This window comes from Paracoccus sp. T5 (assembly GCF_048538155.2).
Classification (GTDB): Bacteria; Pseudomonadota; Alphaproteobacteria; order Rhodobacterales; family Rhodobacteraceae; genus Paracoccus.
In genome coordinates this window covers 108,496-128,497 of record NZ_JBLWIC020000002.1, presented here as the reverse complement: position 1 = coordinate 128,497, position 20,002 = coordinate 108,496, and the positions used below count along the sequence as shown (strand labels likewise).

General features: G+C 68.0%; 15 protein-coding genes. 1 reads left to right on the top strand and 14 read right to left on the bottom strand.

The features are described 5' to 3' along the window. Positions 1–9: 9 nt before the first annotated feature. The 14 genes from ACNR9W_RS16250 to ACNR9W_RS16185 form a co-directional block, all read right to left on the bottom strand. A complete protein-coding gene (locus tag ACNR9W_RS16250; protein WP_419269761.1) occupies positions 10–2,295 on the bottom strand; it encodes a xanthine dehydrogenase family protein molybdopterin-binding subunit in 2,286 nt (761 codons plus the stop codon). Further along, positions 2,295–2,753, bottom strand: coding sequence for a (2Fe-2S)-binding protein (locus ACNR9W_RS16245; protein WP_419269763.1), 459 nt, complete (start codon positions 2,751–2,753; stop codon positions 2,295–2,297). The genes ACNR9W_RS16250 and ACNR9W_RS16245 overlap by 1 nt, the downstream gene beginning before the upstream one ends. 95 nt (positions 2,754–2,848) lie before the next feature. After that, positions 2,849–3,217 carry a DUF2934 domain-containing protein gene (locus ACNR9W_RS16240; protein ID WP_419269765.1) on the bottom strand — a complete coding sequence of 123 codons (369 nt, stop codon included), beginning with the start codon at positions 3,215–3,217 and terminating at the stop codon, positions 2,849–2,851. A gap of 58 nt (positions 3,218–3,275) precedes the next feature. Next, the gene (gene glgX, locus ACNR9W_RS16235) at positions 3,276–5,333 is read right to left on the bottom strand and encodes a glycogen debranching protein GlgX (RefSeq protein ID WP_419269767.1); all 2,058 of its coding nucleotides are present in this window, start codon (positions 5,331–5,333) and stop codon (positions 3,276–3,278) included. After that, entirely contained in the window at positions 5,326–6,492 is a 1,167-nt protein-coding gene (locus ACNR9W_RS16230) for a sugar phosphate nucleotidyltransferase (RefSeq protein WP_419269769.1), read from the bottom strand. Before ACNR9W_RS16230 ends, glgX begins: the two co-directional genes overlap by 8 nt. A 134-nt stretch (positions 6,493–6,626) precedes the next feature. Further along, the gene (gene treY, locus ACNR9W_RS16225; RefSeq protein ID WP_419269771.1) at positions 6,627–8,867 is read right to left on the bottom strand and encodes a malto-oligosyltrehalose synthase; all 2,241 of its coding nucleotides are present in this window, start codon (positions 8,865–8,867) and stop codon (positions 6,627–6,629) included. Continuing rightward, positions 8,864–10,561, bottom strand: a complete 1,698-nt coding sequence (treZ, locus tag ACNR9W_RS16220) for a malto-oligosyltrehalose trehalohydrolase (RefSeq protein WP_419269773.1) — start codon at positions 10,559–10,561, stop codon at positions 8,864–8,866. Before treZ ends, treY begins: the two co-directional genes overlap by 4 nt. Before the next feature lie 113 nt (positions 10,562–10,674). Next, entirely contained in the window at positions 10,675–12,408 is a 1,734-nt protein-coding gene (locus ACNR9W_RS16215; protein ID WP_458478821.1) for an acetyl/propionyl/methylcrotonyl-CoA carboxylase subunit alpha, read from the bottom strand. 16 nt (positions 12,409–12,424) lie between these two features. Then, a complete protein-coding gene (locus tag ACNR9W_RS16210) occupies positions 12,425–14,002 on the bottom strand; it encodes a 5-oxoprolinase subunit B/C family protein (RefSeq protein ID WP_419269777.1) in 1,578 nt (525 codons plus the stop codon). Beyond that, positions 14,002–14,760, bottom strand: coding sequence for a LamB/YcsF family protein (locus ACNR9W_RS16205; RefSeq protein ID WP_419269778.1), 759 nt, complete (start codon positions 14,758–14,760; stop codon positions 14,002–14,004). Before ACNR9W_RS16205 ends, ACNR9W_RS16210 begins: the two co-directional genes overlap by 1 nt. A 264-nt stretch (positions 14,761–15,024) precedes the next feature. Then, the gene (gene madM / locus ACNR9W_RS16200; RefSeq protein WP_419269780.1) at positions 15,025–15,789 is read right to left on the bottom strand and encodes a malonate transporter subunit MadM; all 765 of its coding nucleotides are present in this window, start codon (positions 15,787–15,789) and stop codon (positions 15,025–15,027) included. A 4-nt stretch (positions 15,790–15,793) separates the two neighbouring features. Further along, on the bottom strand, positions 15,794–16,186 hold the full coding sequence (madL, locus tag ACNR9W_RS16195; protein WP_419269782.1) for a malonate transporter subunit MadL: 393 nt from the start codon (positions 16,184–16,186) through the stop codon (positions 15,794–15,796). A gap of 73 nt (positions 16,187–16,259) precedes the next feature. Beyond that, on the bottom strand, positions 16,260–17,735 hold the full coding sequence (locus ACNR9W_RS16190; protein ID WP_458478819.1) for a malonate--CoA ligase: 1,476 nt from the start codon (positions 17,733–17,735) through the stop codon (positions 16,260–16,262). Between the two features lie 55 nt (positions 17,736–17,790). Beyond that, positions 17,791–19,110, bottom strand: coding sequence for a malonyl-CoA decarboxylase domain-containing protein (locus ACNR9W_RS16185; RefSeq protein WP_419269785.1), 1,320 nt, complete (start codon positions 19,108–19,110; stop codon positions 17,791–17,793). Between the two features lie 115 nt (positions 19,111–19,225). Here ACNR9W_RS16185 and ACNR9W_RS16180 point away from each other — a divergent pair, with 115 nt between their 5' ends. Further along, a complete protein-coding gene (locus ACNR9W_RS16180; protein WP_419269786.1) occupies positions 19,226–19,894 on the top strand; it encodes a GntR family transcriptional regulator in 669 nt (222 codons plus the stop codon). Positions 19,895–20,002 lie beyond the last annotated feature (108 nt).

Genomic DNA, 20,002 nt, shown 5'->3' with positions numbered 1-20,002 from the left:
TCGTCTCCTTCAGGCGCGCAGCTGGTCGCCCACCGGCAGGTGCCGGATGCGCTGGCCGGTTGCGGCAAAGATCGCGTTGATGATGGCGGGCGGAACGGGGGGCAGGCCGGGTTCCCCGACCCCGCCAAGGGGGCTGTCGTAACCCTGATCCCCGACCAGATGCACCCGGATCTCGCGCGGGGCGGTTTCCATGCGGGGCACAAGGTAGCTGTCGAAGTTGTCCTGCTGCACGCGACCCTCGGCAAAGGTGATCTGCGACATCAATGCCTGCCCGGTGCCCATGACCACCGCCCCCTCCATCTGCGACCGGATGCGGTCGGGGTTCACATGGGCGCCGCAATCGACGGCGATGTCGACGCGCGGGATGCGGACGTCGCCCGCCTCGGACACCTCGACCTCGGCCACGACGGCCACATGGGTCAGAAAGCTGTAATGCGCGGCCAACCCGAGGCCCGAGCGCGCCGGCATCTGCCGGCCCCAACCCGCAGCTTCGGTCGCGACCTCGATCACGCGGCGCAGACGGCCGGTGTCCAGCGGATAGCGGGCCGGATCTTCGCCATAGTTCCAGACGTCCCCCATCTCGGTCGGGTTGATCTGTCGTGCGGGGCCGATCACCTCCAACAGGTAATCGCGCGGATCGCGCCCCGCCTCATGCGCCAATTCCGTGATAAAGGACTGGATCGCAAAGGCATGGGGGATGTTCGAAACCGACCGGTACCATCCGATGCGCGCATGGGCCTGCGCCTGCGGATTCTCGGCGCGCACATTGGGAATGTCCAAGGGCATGTTGGTCAGGCCCATTCCCAGTTCAAAAGGCAGCTTCTGCTGCGGATCGGGTGCAAAGATCGACCCGATCGTGGGCGCCGCTGTCCGGTGCAGCCAGGCGACCGGCCGCCCGTTTTCGTCCAAGCCCGCCTCCAGCCGCTCCAGCGAGACGGTATGGAAGAAGCTGTGGTGCAGGTCGTCTTCCCGCGTCCAGGTGACCTTGACCGGTGCGCCGTCCATTTCGCGCGACAGGACGGCCGCCTCCAGCACGAAGTCCGGCTTCGACTTGCGGCCAAAGCCGCCGCCCAGCAGGGTCACGTTCACCGTGACGTCTTCGGGCTGCAGCCCCAGCTTCTCGGCCACGCGAACGCGCGTAACCTGCGGTGCCTGCACGCAGGCCCAGACCTCGCACTTGCCGTCGCGGATCTGCGCCAGCGCAGCCGGTGGCTCCATCGGGGCCTGGGCCAGGTGCGGGATGTAGTACTCTGCCTCGACACGTGTCGCGGCGCTTTCCAAGGCAGCCCGGGCGTCACCCTGATTGCGCACCTCGACCCCTTCGCCCTCGCGGGCAGACTGCTCCAGCTCGGTGCGGAAGGCTTCCGAGTCATAGCTGCCGTGTTCGCCGCCTTCCCATTCGATCTCCAGCGCGGCACGGCCCTGCATCGCGGCCCAGGTGTTGTCGGCAATGACCGCCACGCCGCCCAGGGGCTGGAACTCGGACGGCAGCGCCGGCGACTCCAGCACGACCACGCGGCGCACGCCCGGCACCTCCAACGCAGCCGTGTCGTCATGGCTGGCGACGCGGCCGCCCAGCACCGGCGGGCGGGCGATCACGGCGAACAGCATGCCGTCGGCCTTGGCATCGATGCCATAGCGCGTGGTGCCGCGGGTGATGTCGGGGTTGTCGATCAGGCCGATATCGTCGCGGCCGACATAGCGGAACTGGTCAGGCGTCTTGAGGGTCAGCGTCTGGCGATCGGGGATTTCTGCCTCTGCGGCACGGGCGGCCATTTCGCCGTAATCGGCGCTGCGATCCGAGGCGGCGTGGCGCAGCATGTGGTTCTGCGCCTCGATTTCCTTGACCGGGACGCCCCATTCGGCAGCGGCGGCTTCGCGCAGCATCTGCCGGGCTGCGGCGCCCGCCCGGCGCATGGGCTGAAAGAAGTGCCGCAGGCTGCGCGAGCCGTCGGTGTCCTGGTTGCCAAAGCGCGGCTCGTCACCAGGGGCCTGGGCGACCTTCACCCGGTCCCAATCGGCCTCCAGCTCATCGGCCACGACCATCGCCATGGAGACGCGGACCCCCTGACCCATTTCCGAACGATGCACCGTGACGGTGACGGTTCCGTCGGGGTCGATCGCCACGAAGATGGTCGGATCGTCCTGCCAGCCATGCGGCATGGCATCGGCGCCGAATTCCAGCGGCGCTTCGGGTTCCTGCGCCGCTCCGGGCAGACCGATCGACAGGACAAGTGCGCCCGCACCCATGCCCATCAGGACGGCGCGGCGGCTGACATTGCGAAGATGTTCCATCAGATCTTCTCCTGACCGGACGCGCGCTTGATGGCGGCGCGGATGCGCGGATAAGTCCCGCAGCGGCAGAGGTTCTGGCTCATCACGGCGTCGATATCCTCATCCGTGGGTTCGGGCGTTTCGGCCAGCAGGGCCGCGGCCTGCATCATCTGGCCCGACTGGCAGTACCCGCATTGCGCGACGTTCAGGTCCCGCCAGGCGACCTGCACGGGGTGCGATCCGTCAGCCGACAGCCCCTCGATCGTGGTGACTTCGGCACCCTCGGCCACCGACAGGGGCGTGATGCAGGAAAAGCTGGGCGTGCCGTCGATATGGACCGTGCAGGCCCCGCACAAGGCCGCCCCGCAGCCGAACTTGGTCCCGGTCATTCCCAGCTGGTCGCGCAGAAACCACAAGAGCGGCATGTCCGGATCGCCGTCGAAGCGTTGCGACTGGCCGTTGACGGTCAACTCGATCATGGTGGTCCCCTTTGTCCAAATATCGGAACCGGCAGTGCCCATGGCCCACCGGTCCCGGAAAAAGCCGCGCCCCTTTGGGGGCGCGGTGCGTCATGTCAGCGCCGGCCGGTGCGCGGCTTGATCAGTTCGACTTCTTGGGCGTCCGGCAGGTCCGACGCGTCCTGCGCATCGTCCAGATCGCTGCCCCAGTTGTCCGACCCGCCGATGCCCACGGTGCCGGGCGTCCGCGCCACCTCTTCCAGCCCCATGTCGTCGGGCCGGTCCTGATCCAGATCCGGGCTACGGTCGCCTTGGGTCAGAAGATCACGGTCGTCCCTGTCCTGCCGGTCCTGGCCGGACAGGACACCTTCGTCGCGCAGCTGGCGCTCGGCCTCGGCCCAATGGTCCGCTTCTCGGCCTTCGGGGCTGCCTTCACTTTCCCAGATCTGATGGGCGCGTGCCCGGATCTGTTCCGTCCTGTCCATATCATCCTCCCTGACGATGCCGGCGCGAAACCCGGCATCGGTCGATATGTTCCAGGGTTCAGCGCGTCAACGCGACGACACCCTGCCACCCCAGAGGGACCTGCCCCGACACCGCCTCGTCGCAGGCGACGTCCGGACGCGCCGTGTCGATGCGCAGGCGCCACTCGCCCTCGGGTAGGACAAAGTCCATGTCGTCTCCCGCATTCAGCAGGATCAGGACCTCGTCGCCGGAAGGCTGGCGCATCAGCATGCCGACGGTCCGCAGATCCTCGTCCGCCCAATCCGCGTCGGTCATTGCGTCGCCGCGGGCATGCAGCCAATGGCTGGTTGGCTGACCGTCCTCGGCTTGGTCGGGCTTGTCGGCGAACCGGCTGCAGGCCAGCGACATCTCGGACCGGAACGCCGCCAGGGCTTCGACCGCTTGCGTCAGGTCCGCGCGACCCTTGGTCCAGTCCAGCCAAGAGATCTCGTTGTCCTGGCAATAGGCGTTGTTGTTGCCATCCTGGCTGTGGCCCATCTCGTCGCCTGCCAGGATCATCGGGACGCCCTGCGACAGGAAGACCGTCGCCAGCATGCCCCGAACCCGCCGCAGGCGCGCGGTGTCGATGCCCTCGTCCTCGGACGGCCCTTCGGCGCCAAGATTGTCCGAGATGTTGTGGTCGTGGCCGTCGCGATTGTCCTCGCCATTGGCCTCGTTGTGCTTCTCGTTGTAGCTGACGGTGTCCCACAGCGTAAAGCCGTCATGGGCCGCGACAAAGTTGATGCTGGAGGTTGCCGGCCGATGGCTGTGGTTGAACTGGACAGGCGACCCCGAGAGCCGTTCCGAGATCGCGCCCAGCATGCCGGGATCGCGGCGCCAGAAGGCGCGGGTGTCGTCGCGGAACTTGTCGTTCCACTCGCGGAAGGGCCAGCGATAGCCGCCGACCTGATAGCCGCCGTCGCCCACGTCCCAAGGCTCCGCGATCAGCTTGATGCCCGACAGGATGGGGTCCTGCCGGATCGCATTGAAGAACGATCCATCACGCTCGAAGCCTTCGGATTCGCGACCCAAGGTCGAGGCCAGGTCGAACCGGAACCCGTCGACATGCATCACCTGCACCCAATAGCGCAGGCTGTCCATGACCATGCGCAGCACCATCGGATGCGCCACGTTCAGCGTGTTGCCCGTGCCGGTGGTGTCAAAGCTGTGGCGCGGATCCTCGGGCGACAGCAGGTAATAGGAGGCGTTGTCGATGCCGCGGAAGGACAGCGTCTGTCCCAGTTCGCTGCCTTCGCAGGTGTGGTTAAAGACCACGTCAAGGATCACCTCGATCCCCGCCTTGTGGAAGCGGCGGATGGTTTCCTTGACCTCGCGGATCTGGCCCGAATGCAGATAGGGGGCATGCGGGGCAAAGAAGGACAGGGTCGAATAGCCCCAGTAATTCGACAGGTCCTTTTCCACCAGATAGCGGTCATTGGCAAAGGCGTGGATCGGCAGCAGCTCCAGCGTGGTCACGCCGATCTTCTTCAGGTGGTCGATGACCGCGTCGCTGGCCAGGCCACGGAAGGTGCCGCGGATGTCCTCGGGGACCTCAGGATGCAGCCGGGTCATGCCCTTGGCATGGCCCTCGTAGATCACCGTCTGCGGCCACGAGGTGCGCAGCGCCCGGTCGCTGTCCCAATCGAACTGCGAGTCCACAACAACGCCCTTGGGCATGAAGGGCGCGCTGTCACGTTCGTCAAAGCTGAGATCGTCCTCCCCGATGGTATAGCCATGCAGGGCGTCGTCCCAGATGATCTCGCCGCGCAATTCGCGCGCATAGGGGTCAAGCAGCAGCTTGTTGTGGTTGAAGCGGTGCCCTTCGGCCGGGGCATAGGGGCCGTAGACGCGATAGCCGTAGACCTGGCCGGGCATCACGCCGGGAAGATAGCCGAACCAGATGCCGCCCTCCATCTCGGGCAGGCGCAGGCGGTGCAGCTCCTTCTTGCCGCTTTCGTCGAAGAGGCACAGTTCGACCGCAGTGGCGTTCTCGGAAAACAGCGCAAAGTTCGTCCCCTCGCCCATGAACTCGGCACCGAGGGTATCGGACCTGCCCTGGGACAGATCGAAGACGGGGGGACTGGACATATCAAGCATGAAGATCACGATCGTTGCTGGCCGGTGCCTTGGCACGGGCAGATGGACGGGGCCGGGCGCGGTCCAGGCGTTCGGCCGCGCGACCCTGTATCATCGCCGGAGTGATCAAGATGGTTCCCGACGGCGTGCGGGTAAACCAGCGCGCGTCCTCTTCCGGGTCCTCTCCCGTCGTCAATCCGGCGGGCACATGGGTGCCGGCGGCAACGATCGTATCGACCAGCCGGGCGCTCTCGGGCACAACCGCACCGGGCATGGCGATGCTGCCACGGCCCAGGTACCAATCCGAGGGCGGGCAGGCCCGCGGCAGCCGCGCGGGCTCGGCCTGCAGGAAGTCCAGCTGGGTCAGGCGCAACGAATCCAGCGTCCCCACATCGCGCCAGTAGGCACGCCCCGAGGGGCCGGCAGGCAGCCGATGGGCCGCAGCCACGCCTTGGGCCACGGCAGCCGGGATCACGTCATGTCCGAAGTCCAGCGCCTCGACCGGTCCGTCGAACAGCGCCCCGCGCAGCCAAGCCTTTGAGAAGACATAGACCCCCATCGAGGCCATCGCTTTGTCCGGCTCTCCGATGATGGCCGGAGGGTGGCTGGGCTTTTCGAAGAAGGACGTAATGCGCCCCGCCGCGTCGGCCTGCATCACCCCGAACCCCTTCGCCTCGTTCAGCGGCACGACATCGACCGCCACCGTGGCCGCCGCGCCCGAGGCGCGATGGGCGGAGAGAAGTTCAGCGTAATCCATGTCATAGACGTGGTCGGCCGCCAGAACCAGAACCTCGTCGCCGCCCCAGTCCTGCACTTCCGTCCAGTTCTGGCGCAGGGCATCGGCCGTGCCCAGATAGCGGTCGCGGCCATCCCGCAGCATCAGGCCGCCCTTGGCAAAGTGTCGGCCCCACCGAGCCGGCAGGTGATCATGCAGGGTCTGCGGCGCATATTGCGTGGCGATCAGCATGCGCTCCAGCCCCGACCGGACGGCGTTGGCCATGGCAAAGTCGATGATGCGGTTGCTGCCGGCGAAATGGACGGCGGGCTTGCTGTCCGTCGCCGTAAGGTCATGCAACCGGGTGCCCTTTCCGCCCGCCAGCAGGATCGTGGCCACGTCGAGGGCAGGTCCCTTGGGCGCGTGGGAAGGGCTGCGGAACTGAACTTGCGCGATGGCTGTCACGGGGGCGATCCTCTGCTTTGAGTGAGGCCGCGCATCTGCAGGTTGCCGCAGATGCACGGTTGGGTGACGGAGGAACCGTCTCACGCCCCGGTTGTTCCTGAAGCCATCAAATGTTAGTGAGGGCCCCCGCCTGCCTAATCCTGAAGCAGACGGACGCGGCAGCCGTCGGCCGATGCCCAGTCCAGAACTGCCTCGGACCCCAAGTCCGCCGATCTGTCGGAATAGTCGATCTGGGCCACCAGCCGCCGCCCCTCCAGCTCCCGCGTCAGGACGACACCCTTGTCGTCGATGCGGACCTCGCTGCCGGCATCGCGCAGGAAATCGGCATGTTCCTGACGCAAGGACAGAAGGCGCCGCGTCCAGCGCGCCTTGCGCCCCCCCAGACTGTCGACATCGGGAAGCCGCGCCAAGGCCTGGAAGTCGATGGGCCGGCGGTTGTCGGGATCCGTCAGGGCCAGGAACAGGTCCTCCGTGCCCCGGTAGATGTCGGGGAAGCCCGGCATGGCGACCTTGAACAGCAGTTGCGCCATCATCAGGCCCTCTGCCCGCGACAAAACTGCGGTCAAAGCCTCCGGCGCGTCCTGGTCCCAAGCCGCAAGCACCGCCACCCCAAAAGCCGAGGCCGCCTTTTCGGCCGCTTCGTCGGGTGCGGTCCAGAAGCTGGTCAGCTTGGCCTCGCGCATGGCCTTTTCCATATGCGCGGTCAACCGCTCGGCGGCCTCTTCCGCGCCATGCAGCCCAAGCGCCGATTGCAGCACATACCAGCGCCAGCGCGGCTCGACCGCCTCGGCCTCGGGCAAGGCCAGAGCTGCTTCGTGCAGGGTGGCGAAGGCCTGCGGCAGGTGGCTGATCGCCACCATCCGCATCCGCGAGTCCTCGGAACGCTTGGTGTCGTGGGACGAGGTCAGGACCATGTCCGAGGCGCGGCGCCCCGCCATGTTCCGGCTGGCCTCGGCGCCCGTGACGCTGGCCTCGTCAGGCTCGGCACCGACCTCGTTGGCGGGCAGGTAGCGCGTCCAGCGGAAGCCGGCCGTATCCTCCTGCGCCTTGGCCAGGAGCGCGCCCGACACCTGCTGCAACCGCGTGACGAAGGCATGTTCCTCCCACGTGGTGGGGTTCATCCAGATCGCCGCCAGCATCCGCAGCGCGGCGTCCGACCGCAGACCCTGTGCCGCCTGATCCGCAATCTCCGAGATCAGTGCCCGGTCCTCATCCCCTGCGCCATGGCTGTCGACATAGCTGCGATATCGCGGCGTGGCGATGAGAAGCGCCGTCACCGCCTCGCGCAGCGATTCGGGGCCGGCCTCCGCCAGCGCCGACCCGCTCGACGCCGCGACCGCCAGCCGCACCAGCTGCCGCCGCTCGGCCGCCAGTTCGTTGTCCAGGACTTCGGCCTTCGCGCGCGACAGGGCGTCGTGGAAATCCTCCTCCATCCCCGTTGCCTCGCGCCAGACCCCGTCCAGCGCATGCATGCCCGTCTGGGGCGTCAGCATGCGCGCGATCAGGCGCCCTGCCTCGTAGCCGGTGGTCCCTACCGTCTGCCAGGCGGGAGGCAGCGCCTCGTCGCCCACCAGGATCTTCTCGACCCAGATGGGCGTGTCGGGCAGCGCCTCCGACAGGCGGGTCATATAGGCGGCAGGGTCCGCCAACCCGTCGATGTGATCGACCCGCAGCCCCTGCACCTGGCCACTGCGCACCAGCCTGAGGATCAGCGCATGGGTGTCGTCAAAGACGCGGGGATCCTCGACTCGCATCCCGATCAGGCCCGTGACATTGAAGAAGCGGCGGTGGGTGATGCTGTCGCGCTCCATCTCGTAATGGACCAGCCGCCAGTTCTGGGCGTCGTGCAAGCTGCGGAGGTCGTCGGTGCGATCGGTCCCGGGCGCCAGCGGCAAGGCCATCTCGCCCACCCACCACTTGCCCTCCGCGACACGGAACGCGCCGTCGGTCAGCATCTTTTCGAAGGGCTCTGCCAGGAAGGGCAGGACCAGCGGCCCCGCATGCCAGTCGATGTCGAAATGCCGCGCATATTTGCTGGCGCGACCGTGCTGCAGCACATCCCAAAGCCAGGGGTTCTGAGGCGTGAGGGCGGTATGGTTCGGCACGATGTCCAGGATGATGCCAAGATTGCGTGCCTTGGCGGCCGCGGCCAGCCTTTCAAAACCCTCGCTGCCGCCCAAGGCCGGTTCGATCTGCGAAGGATCGGTGATGTCATAGCCGTGGGTCGATCCTTCGGTCGCCTGGAAGATGGGCGACAGATAGAGATGCGAGGCGCCAAGCCCGGCGATATAGTCCAGCTGCGCTTCCAACCGGGCAAAGTCAAACCCCTCGCGCAGCTGGACGCGATAGGTGGCGGTGGGGATGGTCGGGATCATGAATGGGCCTTCACGGTAAGGTAATAGGGGCCGTCGGGACGGCCGGTACGCAGATGAGGATCGGCCAGCGGGTCGGGGTCGGGCTGGCCAAAGGCCAAGGACAGTTCCAGCCGGCCCGCCGCGAATTGCCAATCGGCACGGATCAAGCCCGGCTGCGGGCGGGTCACAGTCGCCTCCATCCCCCCGCTTTTCAGCAGCGGCACGACATGGCGGGCGCGGAAGCTCAGCGCCTCGCGGGTCAGCCCCAGCCAGGATCGCGCCGGGTCATCCTCGCGCCAGCCAAGGCGCGACCGGGCGAAGGTCTCCAGCGCCAATGGGTCGGGAACCGTGTCCCCAAGCGCGGCAATGCCCGCGAATTCGGCCGCGCGGCCCTTGCGGACGGCCTCGGCCAGATCTCCCTTGTAATCGGCGAAGAACTGGAAGGGGTTGGTCTCGCCCCGCTCCTCTCCCATGAAGACCATGGGGATATAGGGCGCGACCAGCAGCAGCGCATAGGCCACAGCCACGGCCTCGGGATCGGCCAGGGTCAGCAGGCGGTCGCCATGGGCGCGGTTGCCGACCTGGTCATGGGTCTGGGTTGAATTGACAAAGGCAGTCGGCGGCAGATGCCCGCAGGGCGCGCCCCGCGGCCTGTCCTTGCCTTGGCGCGGCTGCCCCTCCTCGACATGCCCCCGCGACAGGGCCAGGACTAGGTCGCCAACCGGATCGGCGGCAAAACTGGCGTAATAGCTGTCGTCCTCACCCGTCAGCGCGACGTGGATGGAATGGTGAAAGTCGTCGTTCCAGCTGGCATCATAGCCCGCCCCTTCGCGCAGGTCGGGCGTGTTGCGGTCATCCTCGGTGATCAGGTGACGGCGGGGCGTCAGCGCGTGGATGCGCGTGGCAAAATCAGCCATGAAATCATCGGCGCCTGGCCCCGAGATCTGGTGCACCGCGTCCAGGCGCAACCCGTCCATGCGATATTCGGTCAGCCAGTGCAGGGCGCAGCCGGTCCAGAAGTCGCGCACGGCCGGCTGTTCAAAGTCGATGGCCGCGCCCCACGGGGTATGCCGTTCGGGGTTGAAGAAATCCGGCGCCGCGTGGTGCAACCAGGCGCCTTCGGGACCGAAATGGTTCATCACCAGATCCAGGATCACCATCAGCCCCGCCTGGTGGGCCGCATCGACCAGCATCTTCAGGTCATCCGGCGTGCCATAGGCCGGCTGCGGCGCATAGGGCAGCACGCCGTCATAGCCCCAGCCCCGATCGCCCGACCACTGGCCCAAGGGCATCAACTCGATCGCGGTAAAGCCCAGTTCGGCCAGCCCGGCCATGCGCCGCGCGGCGGCGGCGAATGTGCCCTCGGGCGTGAAGGTCCCGACATGCAGCTCATAGATGACAGCCTCGGCCCAGTCCCGGCCTTGCCAGTCGCAGCGCCAGTCATGTCCGTCCGGCGGCACCAGCACCGAAGGATCCGACACGCCGCCCGCCTGCAGCCGGCTGGCCGGGTCGGGCATGTCCTGCCCATCGACCCGGAACAGGTAGCGATTGCCAGCCGCTGCCGGGGTTTCGACGGACCAGAGGCCGCTGTCATCCCGTGTCATCGACAGGGGCCGATCCTCCAGCAACAGCTCGACCTGCTTGGCGCGGGGCGACCAGAGGCGGAAGGTCCAGTTTCCCGCCGTCAGGCTGGGGCCCCAGAAGTTGTGCGTCATGCCGGCATTCTCCCGTTTGTCACAGGGTTAATGACCAGCCGCCGGGCCGCGTTCCGCAGGTTTGACAAAAAGCAACCGCGTGGCGCGGGTGCGGCATGCGCCCTTGCGATGTGTCAGGCTCGGGGCTGGATGCGGGCCAAGGCGGCCCCTTGCGTCAGGCTGTCTCCCTGCCGGACAAGATGGCACAGGCGGCCTGCCGAGGGTGACTCCACGCGGGTTTCCATCTTCATGGCCTCGACGACGGCGATGACCTGTCCCGCCTCGACAATTTCGCCCTCCGGGACCTGCCACAGCGACAGGGTGCCGGCGACGGGGGCCGTGACCGCGTCGGGATCCTGCGCGGGCACGGGTTCAGCCGCGGACGGAGCGGCAGCGCCAAGCAGGCCCTGCGGCAGGCCCAGGTCGTGCCGCTTGCCGTCGATCTCGATCGACAGGCGCAGCATCGGCGCCTCAGAGGGCGGCGTCACGCGGCCGGCGGGTGGCACGGCTTTGGCCAGGCGCTCCGCGAAATCGGTCTCGATCCAGCGGGTGTGTACGCCAAAGTCCTGCGTCTCTGCCCGAAACTCGGGCGCGGCGATCACCGCGCGGTGGAACGGCAGGACCGAGGCCACGCCCTCGATGCGGAACTCGGCCAAGGCCCGGGCGGCGCGGGCCAGGGCAATTGGACGGTCGGGGCCGACGACGATCAGCTTGGCCATCAGGCTGTCGAACTGCGCCGGAACCTGACCCCCTTGCACCACGCCGCTGTCCAGCCGCACGCCGATGCCGCCGGGCGGCTGCCACAGCGTCACCGGCCCCGGCGTGGGCAGAAAGCCGCGGCCCGGATCCTCGGCGTTGATGCGGAACTCGATCGCATGGCCCCGCGGCGGGGGCACCGCTTCGTCCGACAGCCGCCCACCCTGCGCCACGCGGATCATCGCGCGCAGGATGTCGATACCGGTCGTCTCCTCGGTCACCGGATGTTCGACCTGCAGCCGTGTGTTCACCTCGAGGAACGAGATCTTCCCTTCTGCGGACAGAAGAAACTCCACCGTCCCCGCGCCGCTGTAACCGGCATGGGCGCAGATCGCTCGGGCCGCCTCGTGGATGCGGTCCCGCTGATCGTCGGTCAGGAAGGGGGCCGGTGCTTCCTCGACCAGCTTCTGGTTGCGGCGCTGCAGGGAACAGTCGCGCGTGCCCAGCACCTTGACCGTCCCGTGACGGTCGGCCAGCACCTGCGCCTCGACATGGCGCGGGCGGTCCAGGAATTGCTCGATGAAGCATTCGCCGCGGCCAAAGGCGGCAACGGCCTCGCGCCGGGCGCTGTCGAACAGTTCCTCGACCTCGTCCAGGTTCCAGGCCACCCGCATGCCGCGCCCGCCGCCGCCGAAGGCCGCCTTGATCGCGATGGGCAATCCGTGTTCGCGGGCAAAGGCCAGTGCAGCGCCGCTGTCTGCCACGGGGCCGGGGCTGCCCGCGACCAATGGCGCGCCCACCTCCCGCGCGATCCGTCGCGCCTCGATCTTGTCGCCCAGCCTTTCGATCGCCTCGGGGCCGGGGCCGATCCAGGTCAGTCCTGCCTGCTGCACCGCCCGCGCGAACCCGGCATTCTCAGAGAGAAAGCCATAGCCGGGATGAACGGCATCCGCCCCGGCCCGCGCGGCGATCTCCAGGATGCGCGGCCCGTCCAGATAGGTGTCCGCCGGGCTGCTGCCCTCCAGCGCATAGGCGTGATCGGCCAGCCGGACAAAGGGCGCGTCCCGGTCGGGATCGGCATAGACCGCCACGGCCTCGATCCCCTCGTCGCGGCAGGCGCGGAGGATGCGCAGGGCGATCTCTCCGCGGTTGGCGATCAGGATGCGGCGGATCGGCGTCAGCGGGGTGTCAAGAAACATCGCGGTCCTCCGGGACGATCGGGGCAAAGGGGGCATCGGCCGCAAAGCGGATGCGCGCACCGGGCGGCAGCTGTCCGGCCAGGTCCAGCGCCTCGGGGCGCAACGTCGCGATGACGGGATAGCCCCCGGTCAGCGGATGGTCGGCCAGGAACAGAACCGGCTGGCCGGAATGCGGGATCTGGATCGCCCCGGCCTCGGTTCCCTCCGAGGGCAGTTCGGCCGCGTCGCGCGTCACCGGATCGCCCGCCAGCCGGATTCCGACACGCGAGGATTGCGCCGTCACCTGCCACTCCTGCGCCAGGAAATGGCGCAGCATCTTGTCGCTGAACCAGTCGGCACGGGGCCCCAGGATCACCGGCAGCGTGACCAGATCGCCAGCCGCAGGCAGATCGGGCCCGCCTTCCGGCGGATGCACGGCGCCCGCGGGACGGCCCGCCGGAGCCAGCACCGAACCAGCGTCCAAGGGGGCGGGGCCGATATGGGCCAGCGTGTCGGTTGACGCCGAACCCAGCACGGGCGGGACCTGGAAGCCGCCTCGCAGCGCCAGATAGCTGCGCATCCCGGCGGCGGGCGCGTCGATTAGAATTTCGTCGCCCGCATCCAGCGCGAAGGCGGTGCCGGGGACAACAGGGTCGCGTCCTTCGGAATGAACCACGACCGCCTGCGCCGCGCCGGCCAGCGCCAGGGTCAGCGGCAGCTCCGCCAAGAGGCGTACCGGACCCAAGGTGATTTCCAACGCCGCCTCGCCCGGCCTGTTCCCGACGGCACGGTTCGCCCGGCGCAGCGCCCCCTGATCCAGGGCACCCGACAGCGAGACCCCCTGCCCCGTCTGCCCCACCCGCCCCAGATCCTGCACCAGAATCGGAAAGGCGGTCGCGACGACGCGCAGCCCCCGCGCCCCGAGGGTGGCTGCGGGTTCCGGCACAGCCGCCGCCGGATGGATGCGCCCCTGCGCCGGGACGAAACGGACGCGGGTTCCCGGCCGCAGCAGCGCGGGCGGATCGCGCGCCAGATCCCACATCGGCACCTCGGTGCATCCGATCAGCTGCCATCCACCAGGGCTTTCCTGCGGATAGATCCCGCAGAACCTTCCGGCCAAGGCAACCGAGCCTGCGGGGATCCTGGTGCGCGGCACTGGGCGCCGAGGCAGGTCGAACCGGGGATCGGCGCAGGTCATATAGGCAAAGCCGGGGGCAAAGCCGCAAAATGCCGTCTGCCATTCGGTGGCCTGATGGGCTGCGATGACCTCGGGCACGCTCAGGCCCATCAGGCGGGCGACCTGGTCCAGATCCTCGCCGTCATAGATCACCGGCAGCTCGATGGTCTTGGCAGGGATCGGTGTGGGGCCCGTGGTTCCGGCGGGCTGCCGCTGCAGGATCTGGCGGGCCAGCGCACCATCCGCCGCCACGCCCGGCCCGGTGCGGATCATCAGGCTGCGCGCGGCCGGGATGATGTCGGTGACGTCCGCCACCGGATCGTCCTCCAGCGCCCGGAACAGCGCCAGCGTCCGGTCCAGATCCGGCATCTCGACCAGCAGGCAGCGGGGCCCGACGGGCAGAAACCGCATCACGGTGCGAAGGGCGCGATCGACACGCCCCGGTCCGACAGCGCCTGCCTGATGCGCGCGGCCATCTGCACCGCACCCAGGCTGTCGCCATGCACGCAGATGCTGTCCGCCTGCAGCTGGAGGCTGCTGCCGTCGGCCGCCTGGATGATGCCGGTGGACGCCAATTGCACCATGCGGTCGGCCACCAGATCAACATCATGCAGGACCGCCCCGGGCTGCCCGCGCGGGACCAGCGTGCCGTCGGGGGCATAGGCGCGGTCGGCGAAAGTCTCGGCGGCCACGCTGAGGCCCGCAGCCCGTGCGCGATCCAGGATCGGCGCCCCTGCCAGCCCCATCAGCACCAGGGTCGGATCGACGGCCAGCACCCCCGCGATGACCGCCTCGGCCTGCCCCGCGTCATGGGCGATGGTGTTGTACAGCGCGCCATGCGGCTTGACATAGGTGACGCGCGTGCCTGCCGCCCGCGCCAACCCCTGCAGCGCGCCGATCTGATAGATGACATCCGCCGTCAGATCGTCCGGCGCCACCTCCATGTGACGCCGGCCAAATCCCACGCGGTCGGGATAGCTGACATGGGCGCCGACGGCCACGCCCTGCTGCGCGGCCTGGCGCAGGGTCTCCAGCAGGCCGCGCGGATCGCCGGCGTGAAAACCGCAGGCGATGTTGGCGGAACTGACGATCTGCAACATCGCCGCGTCATCGCCCATGCGCCAGGCGCCATAGCCTTCGCCCAGATCGCTGTTCAGGTCGATCTGCATGCTTTCTCCATCCTCGACAGAACCCGGCCGCCGGAAGACGGTGACTTGGTCCGAGGTTTGGCAGCATGGGCGTGCCTGTCAAGGATCATTGGGCAGGATTGGGCCGATTGTTCAACACTGCCAAGGGTCGTGATGCTGCCTCGGGAACCACTGTCCTGTCGAAAGAGGAACGCCATGACTGCCCGGTTCGCGCCCCCGCGTTTTGCCGAGGCTACGGCCTCCGGCAGGGGGATGAGCCGGAGGGGGACGCTGCAGGCCCTGCGCCTAGCCGCCCATCACCGCCAGCAGGACCAGGTACATGACGGACGGCCCCAGAAGGCAGCCGAGGCCCGTGTAGAAGGTCGCGGTCATCGCGCCATAGGGCACCAGACGCTTGTCAGTGGCGGCCAGCCCGCCGGCCACGCCGCTGGTCGTGCCCATCAACCCGCCATAGGCCATGGCCGACTTGGCGTTGTTCAGCCCGATCAGCGGCGCCACGAAGGGGGTGCCGATCATCACCAGGACGGCCTTCAGCAGGCCCGCCGCGACCGACAGGGCGATCACCTCGGAACTGGCGCCAAGGGCCGTGCCGGTGACCGGGCCGACGATATAGGTCGCCGCGCCGCCGCCGATCGTGGCCATGCTGACCGCGTCGCGATAGCCGAAGGCCGCGGCGATGGCGGCGCCCACTGCAAAGGACACGACGATCCCCAGGGCCAGCGCCGTGGCCCCTGCGGCACCCGCCTTGCGCATCACCCGCATGTCGACCCCATAGGCGGTCGAGACGATCGCCAGGTCGCGCAGCATCGCACCGCCCATCAGCCCGATGCCCGCAAACAGCGGCACATCGGCGATCCCCTTGCTGCCCCCCGTCAGGCTGCCGCCGATCCAGGCAAGGACCAGGCCCAGGATGATGGCCACGGCCGAACCGTGCAGCCGCCCGGCCGTCAGCCGGTCCGACAACTGATAGGACAGCCACATCACCACGCCCACCACCACGAAGGCGAAGACCAGGCCGTTCTTGGCCAGAAGCTCGATGATCATCTCCATCTTTTCAGGCCTCCTGCGCCATCAGCGGCGGCAGGGGATCATCCTGGCCGCCGATCCGCGCCACAACCGGGACCAGCGCCCAGCAGGCCGCCGTCGCCGCCAAGCCCACCAGGATCGCCAGCGGCCCGCCGGCCAGCGCCGCGACCACGTTCTGCTGCGCGGCCATGGCGACCACGATGGGGATGTACATCGCACTCCAGAACAGGATGCCCTGTTCAGAGAGCTCTGGCATCCGCCCGCTGCGGCGCATCCAGTCGGTGACGACGATCAAGAGCAGCATGGCAAAGCCGACGCCCCCGACATTCGACTGCACGCCCAGCAGGACGCCCAGCAGGTCGCCCAGGATGACGCCCGCCAAGTGGCAGGCGGCCAAGGCCGCAACTCCATAGATGATCATGATATTCCTCCCGTGATGGTTTGGACCGAAAGCCCGGGCGCGACCTCCTCCGTCGCGGCCCGGCGGTCGGATGTCAGGCGCTTGCCCCGGCATAGAGGCCGGCATGGGCCTTGCGCAGTTCAGCCTTCTGGACCTTGCCCATGACGTTGCGCGGCAGCGCCTCGGCCAGGATCACGCGCTTGGGCTGCTTGAAGCGCGCCAGACTGTCGGACAGGGCGGCGCGGATGCCGTCCGGGTCAAGGTCGGCCGACTTTGCCACGACGATGGCGGTCACCGCCTCGCCCAGATCGGGATGCGGCAGCCCGATCACGGCGCTTTCCAGCACGCCGGGCAGGGCGTCGATCGCCTCTTCGACCTCCTTGGGATAGACGTTGTAGCCCCCCGAGATGACCAGGTCCTTGTCGCGCCCGACGATGCGCAGATAGCCGTCCAGCCCAACCGTCCCCAGGTCCCCCGTGATGAAGAACCCATCCTGCCGGAACTCCGAGGCCGTCTTTTCCGGCATGTTCCAGTAGCCCTCGAAGACGTTCGGGCCCTTGACCTCGATCAGGCCGATTTCGCCCTGCGGCAGTTCGGCGCCGCTTTCGCGGTCGGTGATGCGGATGCGGATGCCGGGCAAGGCCATGCCGACCGCGCCCGGGATGCGGTCGCCGTCATAGGGGTTCGACGCGATCATGCAGGTTTCGGTCATGCCGTAACGCTCCAGGATCTTGTGGCCGGTGCGCTCGGTGAAGGCGCGGTGATCCTCCGCCAGAAGGGGCGCCGATCCCGACACGAACAGCCGCATCCCGCCGGTCGTGTCGCGGTCCAGGCGGCCGGATTTCAGCAGGCGGGTGTAGAAGGTCGGCACGCCCATCAGCACGGTCGCGCGCTCCATCAGGCCAATGGCTTCGTCGGCATCGAACCTGGTCAGAAAGACCATCGTGGCGCCCGCCACCAGGGCCATGTTGGCCGCCACGAACAGCCCATGCGTGTGAAAGATCGGCAGTGCATGGATCAGGCGGTCATCCGCGGTGAAGCGCCAGCAGTCCAGCAGCGCCTCGGTGTTCGAGGCCAGGTTGCCATGCGTCAGCACCGCGCCCTTCGAACGGCCCGTGGTGCCGGAAGTATAAAGGATCGCCGCCCGGTCGTCCGGGCCGCAGGGATGCCGGTCGGTCTGTGGTTCGGCCAGCCCCGCGCGTTCCATCAGCGATCCGTCGGCGGCATCGCCAAGCGTTTCCACCGCCAGGGTGGCGCTGGCGCGATGGGCATGGGCCTTTGCCTGCGCAGGGTCGCAGACGAACAGGCGCGGCGCCGCGTCGCCGACGAAATAGTCGATCTCGGCCTTGGTATAGGCGGTGTTCAAGGGCAGAAAGATCGCCCCGACCTGCAATGTCGCCAGATAGAGCGCGATCGCCTCGGGCGACTTCTCGACCTGCACGGCCACGCGGTCGCCGGGCGCGACCCCAAGCGCCGTCAGGGCACCCGCCAGGCGTTCGACCATGTCGCGCATCTGGGCAAAGCTGATATCGGCCTGGCCCGGTCGCTCGAACAGGGTCTTGCCCTGCATGATCTCGGCCGTCTGGACGAATTGTTCATGGATGGTCTGCATCTGGTGTCCTCCCTTACCCTTGGCTGGCCAGCGCATCGGCCAGTTGCGGGCCATGCGCGACCGTGCCGTCGCGGACGAAAGCTTCGTGCCGGGTCTCGATCCGGTCGAGTTCGTAAAGATAGTTGATCATCAGCCCATGTGCCGCCTTGAGGGCGGAGGGCGCGAAATCGGCCGGCCAGTTCAGGCGATGGGCGCTGGCGCCGTTGCCCAGGTGAAAGCGCGCGACCGGATCGGCGGGCAGGCCGCCCCTGCCCTTTTCCGCGACGATGTAGCGGGCGGCCAGCGCCAGCACCTCGGCGCGCAGCCGGTCGGCCTTGGACGCGTCAGTCTTCCAGTCACCCCCTGCCAGCGCCTGCGACAGCGTCCGGGCGCGGTCGTCATCCTGCGACGCCAGCCAGCGGGCAAAGCCCGGAACGGGCGACAGGGTGACAAAGCAGTTCAACTGCGGCAGTTCGGCCGACAATTCCGCCACGACCTGCTTGATCAGAAAATTGCCAAAGCTGACGCCCTTCAGTCCCGCAAGGCTGTTGTTGATCGAATAGAAGACCGCCGTGTCCGCCGGTGCCGCATCGCGGCTTTCGGGCGCGGTCAGGATCGGGCCGATGGCGTCGGGGATGCCACGGGTCAGCGCCACTTCGACGAAGATCAGCGGCTCGTCGCCCGTGGCGGGATGGAAGAAGGCGAACAGGCGGCGATCCGCCTCGGACAGGCGCCGCTTGAGATCCTGCCAGCCCTCCATCCGGTGGACGCTTTCATAGGCCATGATCTTTTCCAGGATCGCCGCGGGCGTGTTCCAGTCGATGCGCCGCATCCGCAGGAAGCCCCGGTTGAACCAGGATGCCAGAAGATGCGCGAAATCCTGGTCGATGGGCGCCAGGCTGGGATCCTGCCGCATCGCCGCCAGCAGATCCTGGCGCATGTGGACCAGTTGCAGCGTCGCGCCGGGCGACAGGTTCAGCCGCCGCAGCAGGGTCTGGCGCGCCGGCTCGACCGCCTGGAACAGGTCGGCGACCGCGGCGGCATCGGGCTGGCTGTCCCAGGCCGCATAGGCGGCGCGGATGCGGTCCGGGTCGACGCCATAGGCGTCGCGCAATTCATGAAAGAAGCGCAGCTTTTCGTCCGGCGTCAGGTCGCCATAGGCCGACAGGGCCTGCTCGGCGACCGCGACGCGCGAGGCATCGCCGATGCGGCCCATCAGGACCGAACAGGCGACCGTCGCCCGCTCCAGCGCCGGGCGCGACAGCGCCGTCAGCGTCTCGGCTTCGCCCGCGCGGGTGCGGCGGGTGATCGCCTGCACGAAGTCCGTCAGGAATGTCAGTCCTTGCCTGCCCATGATGCGGTCCTCCTTTCCCATGAAGTACACTGAATCAGCGCTGTTGTATATAACGCAGGTGGTGATAGACATTTCGTCGGAATTGCTGTGAAATATCGGAGTATTGAGGGCGCAGATGGGCATACCGACGACGCAACGCATCCGGCTGGCGCTGGAAAACGCCATCGTCGATGGCCAGCTGCAGCCCGGCGACCGGATCGACCCTGACCGGATTGCACAGGACTATGGCTGCTCGCGCACGCCGGTGCGCGAGGCATTGCAGGCGCTGGAGGCGTCGGGCCTGCTGATCGTGCAGCCCAAGCGCGGCACCTTCGTGGCCAAGCTGGGCATCCCGCAGCTGATGGAGCGTTTCGAGCTGATGGCCGAGATGGAGTCCTTTTGCGCGCGCCTGGCCTGCCGTCGGGCAGACGGCGCCGACCTGGAGCGCATCGCGACCAGCCTCTCCGCCTGCGAGGCCGCGGCTGAGGCGGGCGACAGCGACGGCTACTATGCCCAGAACACGCTGTTCCACCAGGCCATCTACCGCGCCGCGCATAACGGCTTTCTGGAGGCCGAGACGCTGCGCCTGCAGGCCATCCTGCAGCCCTATCGCCGGCGCCAGCTGCAGGCCCACGGCCGTGTCCGCCGGTCGCTGCAGGAACATCACCGCATCTTCGCGGCCATCAGGGCCGGCGACGAGGCCGCCGCCGCCCAGGCCATGAGCGACCATGTCCTGGTCCAGGGCGACCGCTTCCGCGACCTGGTCGCCTTGCTGAAGAGCTTTCCGCCGGCGCGGGCGGGCTGATCCTTGGCGCGGCCAAGGCCGCTGTTGGCCCCTTGCACCTTCTTCCGCTGCGTCTAGATTGCACAACATGAAAGACGATCTTGCCGCGCCGCGCCGCGGGGAAGCCGC

Bases quoted from the DNA above. Each gene is read 5' to 3' on its own strand.
- ACNR9W_RS16250 (WP_419269761.1), bottom strand. From the start codon at position 2,295: ATGGAACATCTTCGCAATGTCAGCCGCCGCGCCGTCCTGATGGGCATG.
- ACNR9W_RS16245 (WP_419269763.1), bottom strand. From the start codon at position 2,753: ATGATCGAGTTGACCGTCAACGGCCAGTCGCAACGCTTCGACGGCGAT.
- ACNR9W_RS16240 (WP_419269765.1), bottom strand. From the start codon at position 3,217: ATGGACAGGACGGAACAGATCCGGGCACGCGCCCATCAGATCTGGGAA.
- glgX (WP_419269767.1), bottom strand. From the start codon at position 5,333: ATGCTTGATATGTCCAGTCCCCCCGTCTTCGATCTGTCCCAGGGCAGG.
- treY (WP_419269771.1), bottom strand. From the start codon at position 8,867: ATGATCCCGACCATCCCCACCGCCACCTATCGCGTCCAGCTGCGCGAG.
- treZ (WP_419269773.1), bottom strand. From the start codon at position 10,561: ATGACGCACAACTTCTGGGGCCCCAGCCTGACGGCGGGAAACTGGACC.
- ACNR9W_RS16210 (WP_419269777.1), bottom strand. From the start codon at position 14,002: ATGCGGTTTCTGCCCGTCGGGCCCCGCTGCCTGCTGGTCGAGATGCCG.
- ACNR9W_RS16205 (WP_419269778.1), bottom strand. From the start codon at position 14,760: ATGCAGATCGACCTGAACAGCGATCTGGGCGAAGGCTATGGCGCCTGG.
- madM (WP_419269780.1), bottom strand. From the start codon at position 15,789: ATGGAGATGATCATCGAGCTTCTGGCCAAGAACGGCCTGGTCTTCGCC.
- madL (WP_419269782.1), bottom strand. From the start codon at position 16,186: ATGATCATCTATGGAGTTGCGGCCTTGGCCGCCTGCCACTTGGCGGGC.
- ACNR9W_RS16190 (WP_458478819.1), bottom strand. From the start codon at position 17,735: ATGCAGGGCAAGACCCTGTTCGAGCGACCGGGCCAGGCCGATATCAGC.
- ACNR9W_RS16185 (WP_419269785.1), bottom strand. From the start codon at position 19,110: ATGGGCAGGCAAGGACTGACATTCCTGACGGACTTCGTGCAGGCGATC.
- ACNR9W_RS16180 (WP_419269786.1), top strand. From the start codon at position 19,226: ATGGGCATACCGACGACGCAACGCATCCGGCTGGCGCTGGAAAACGCC.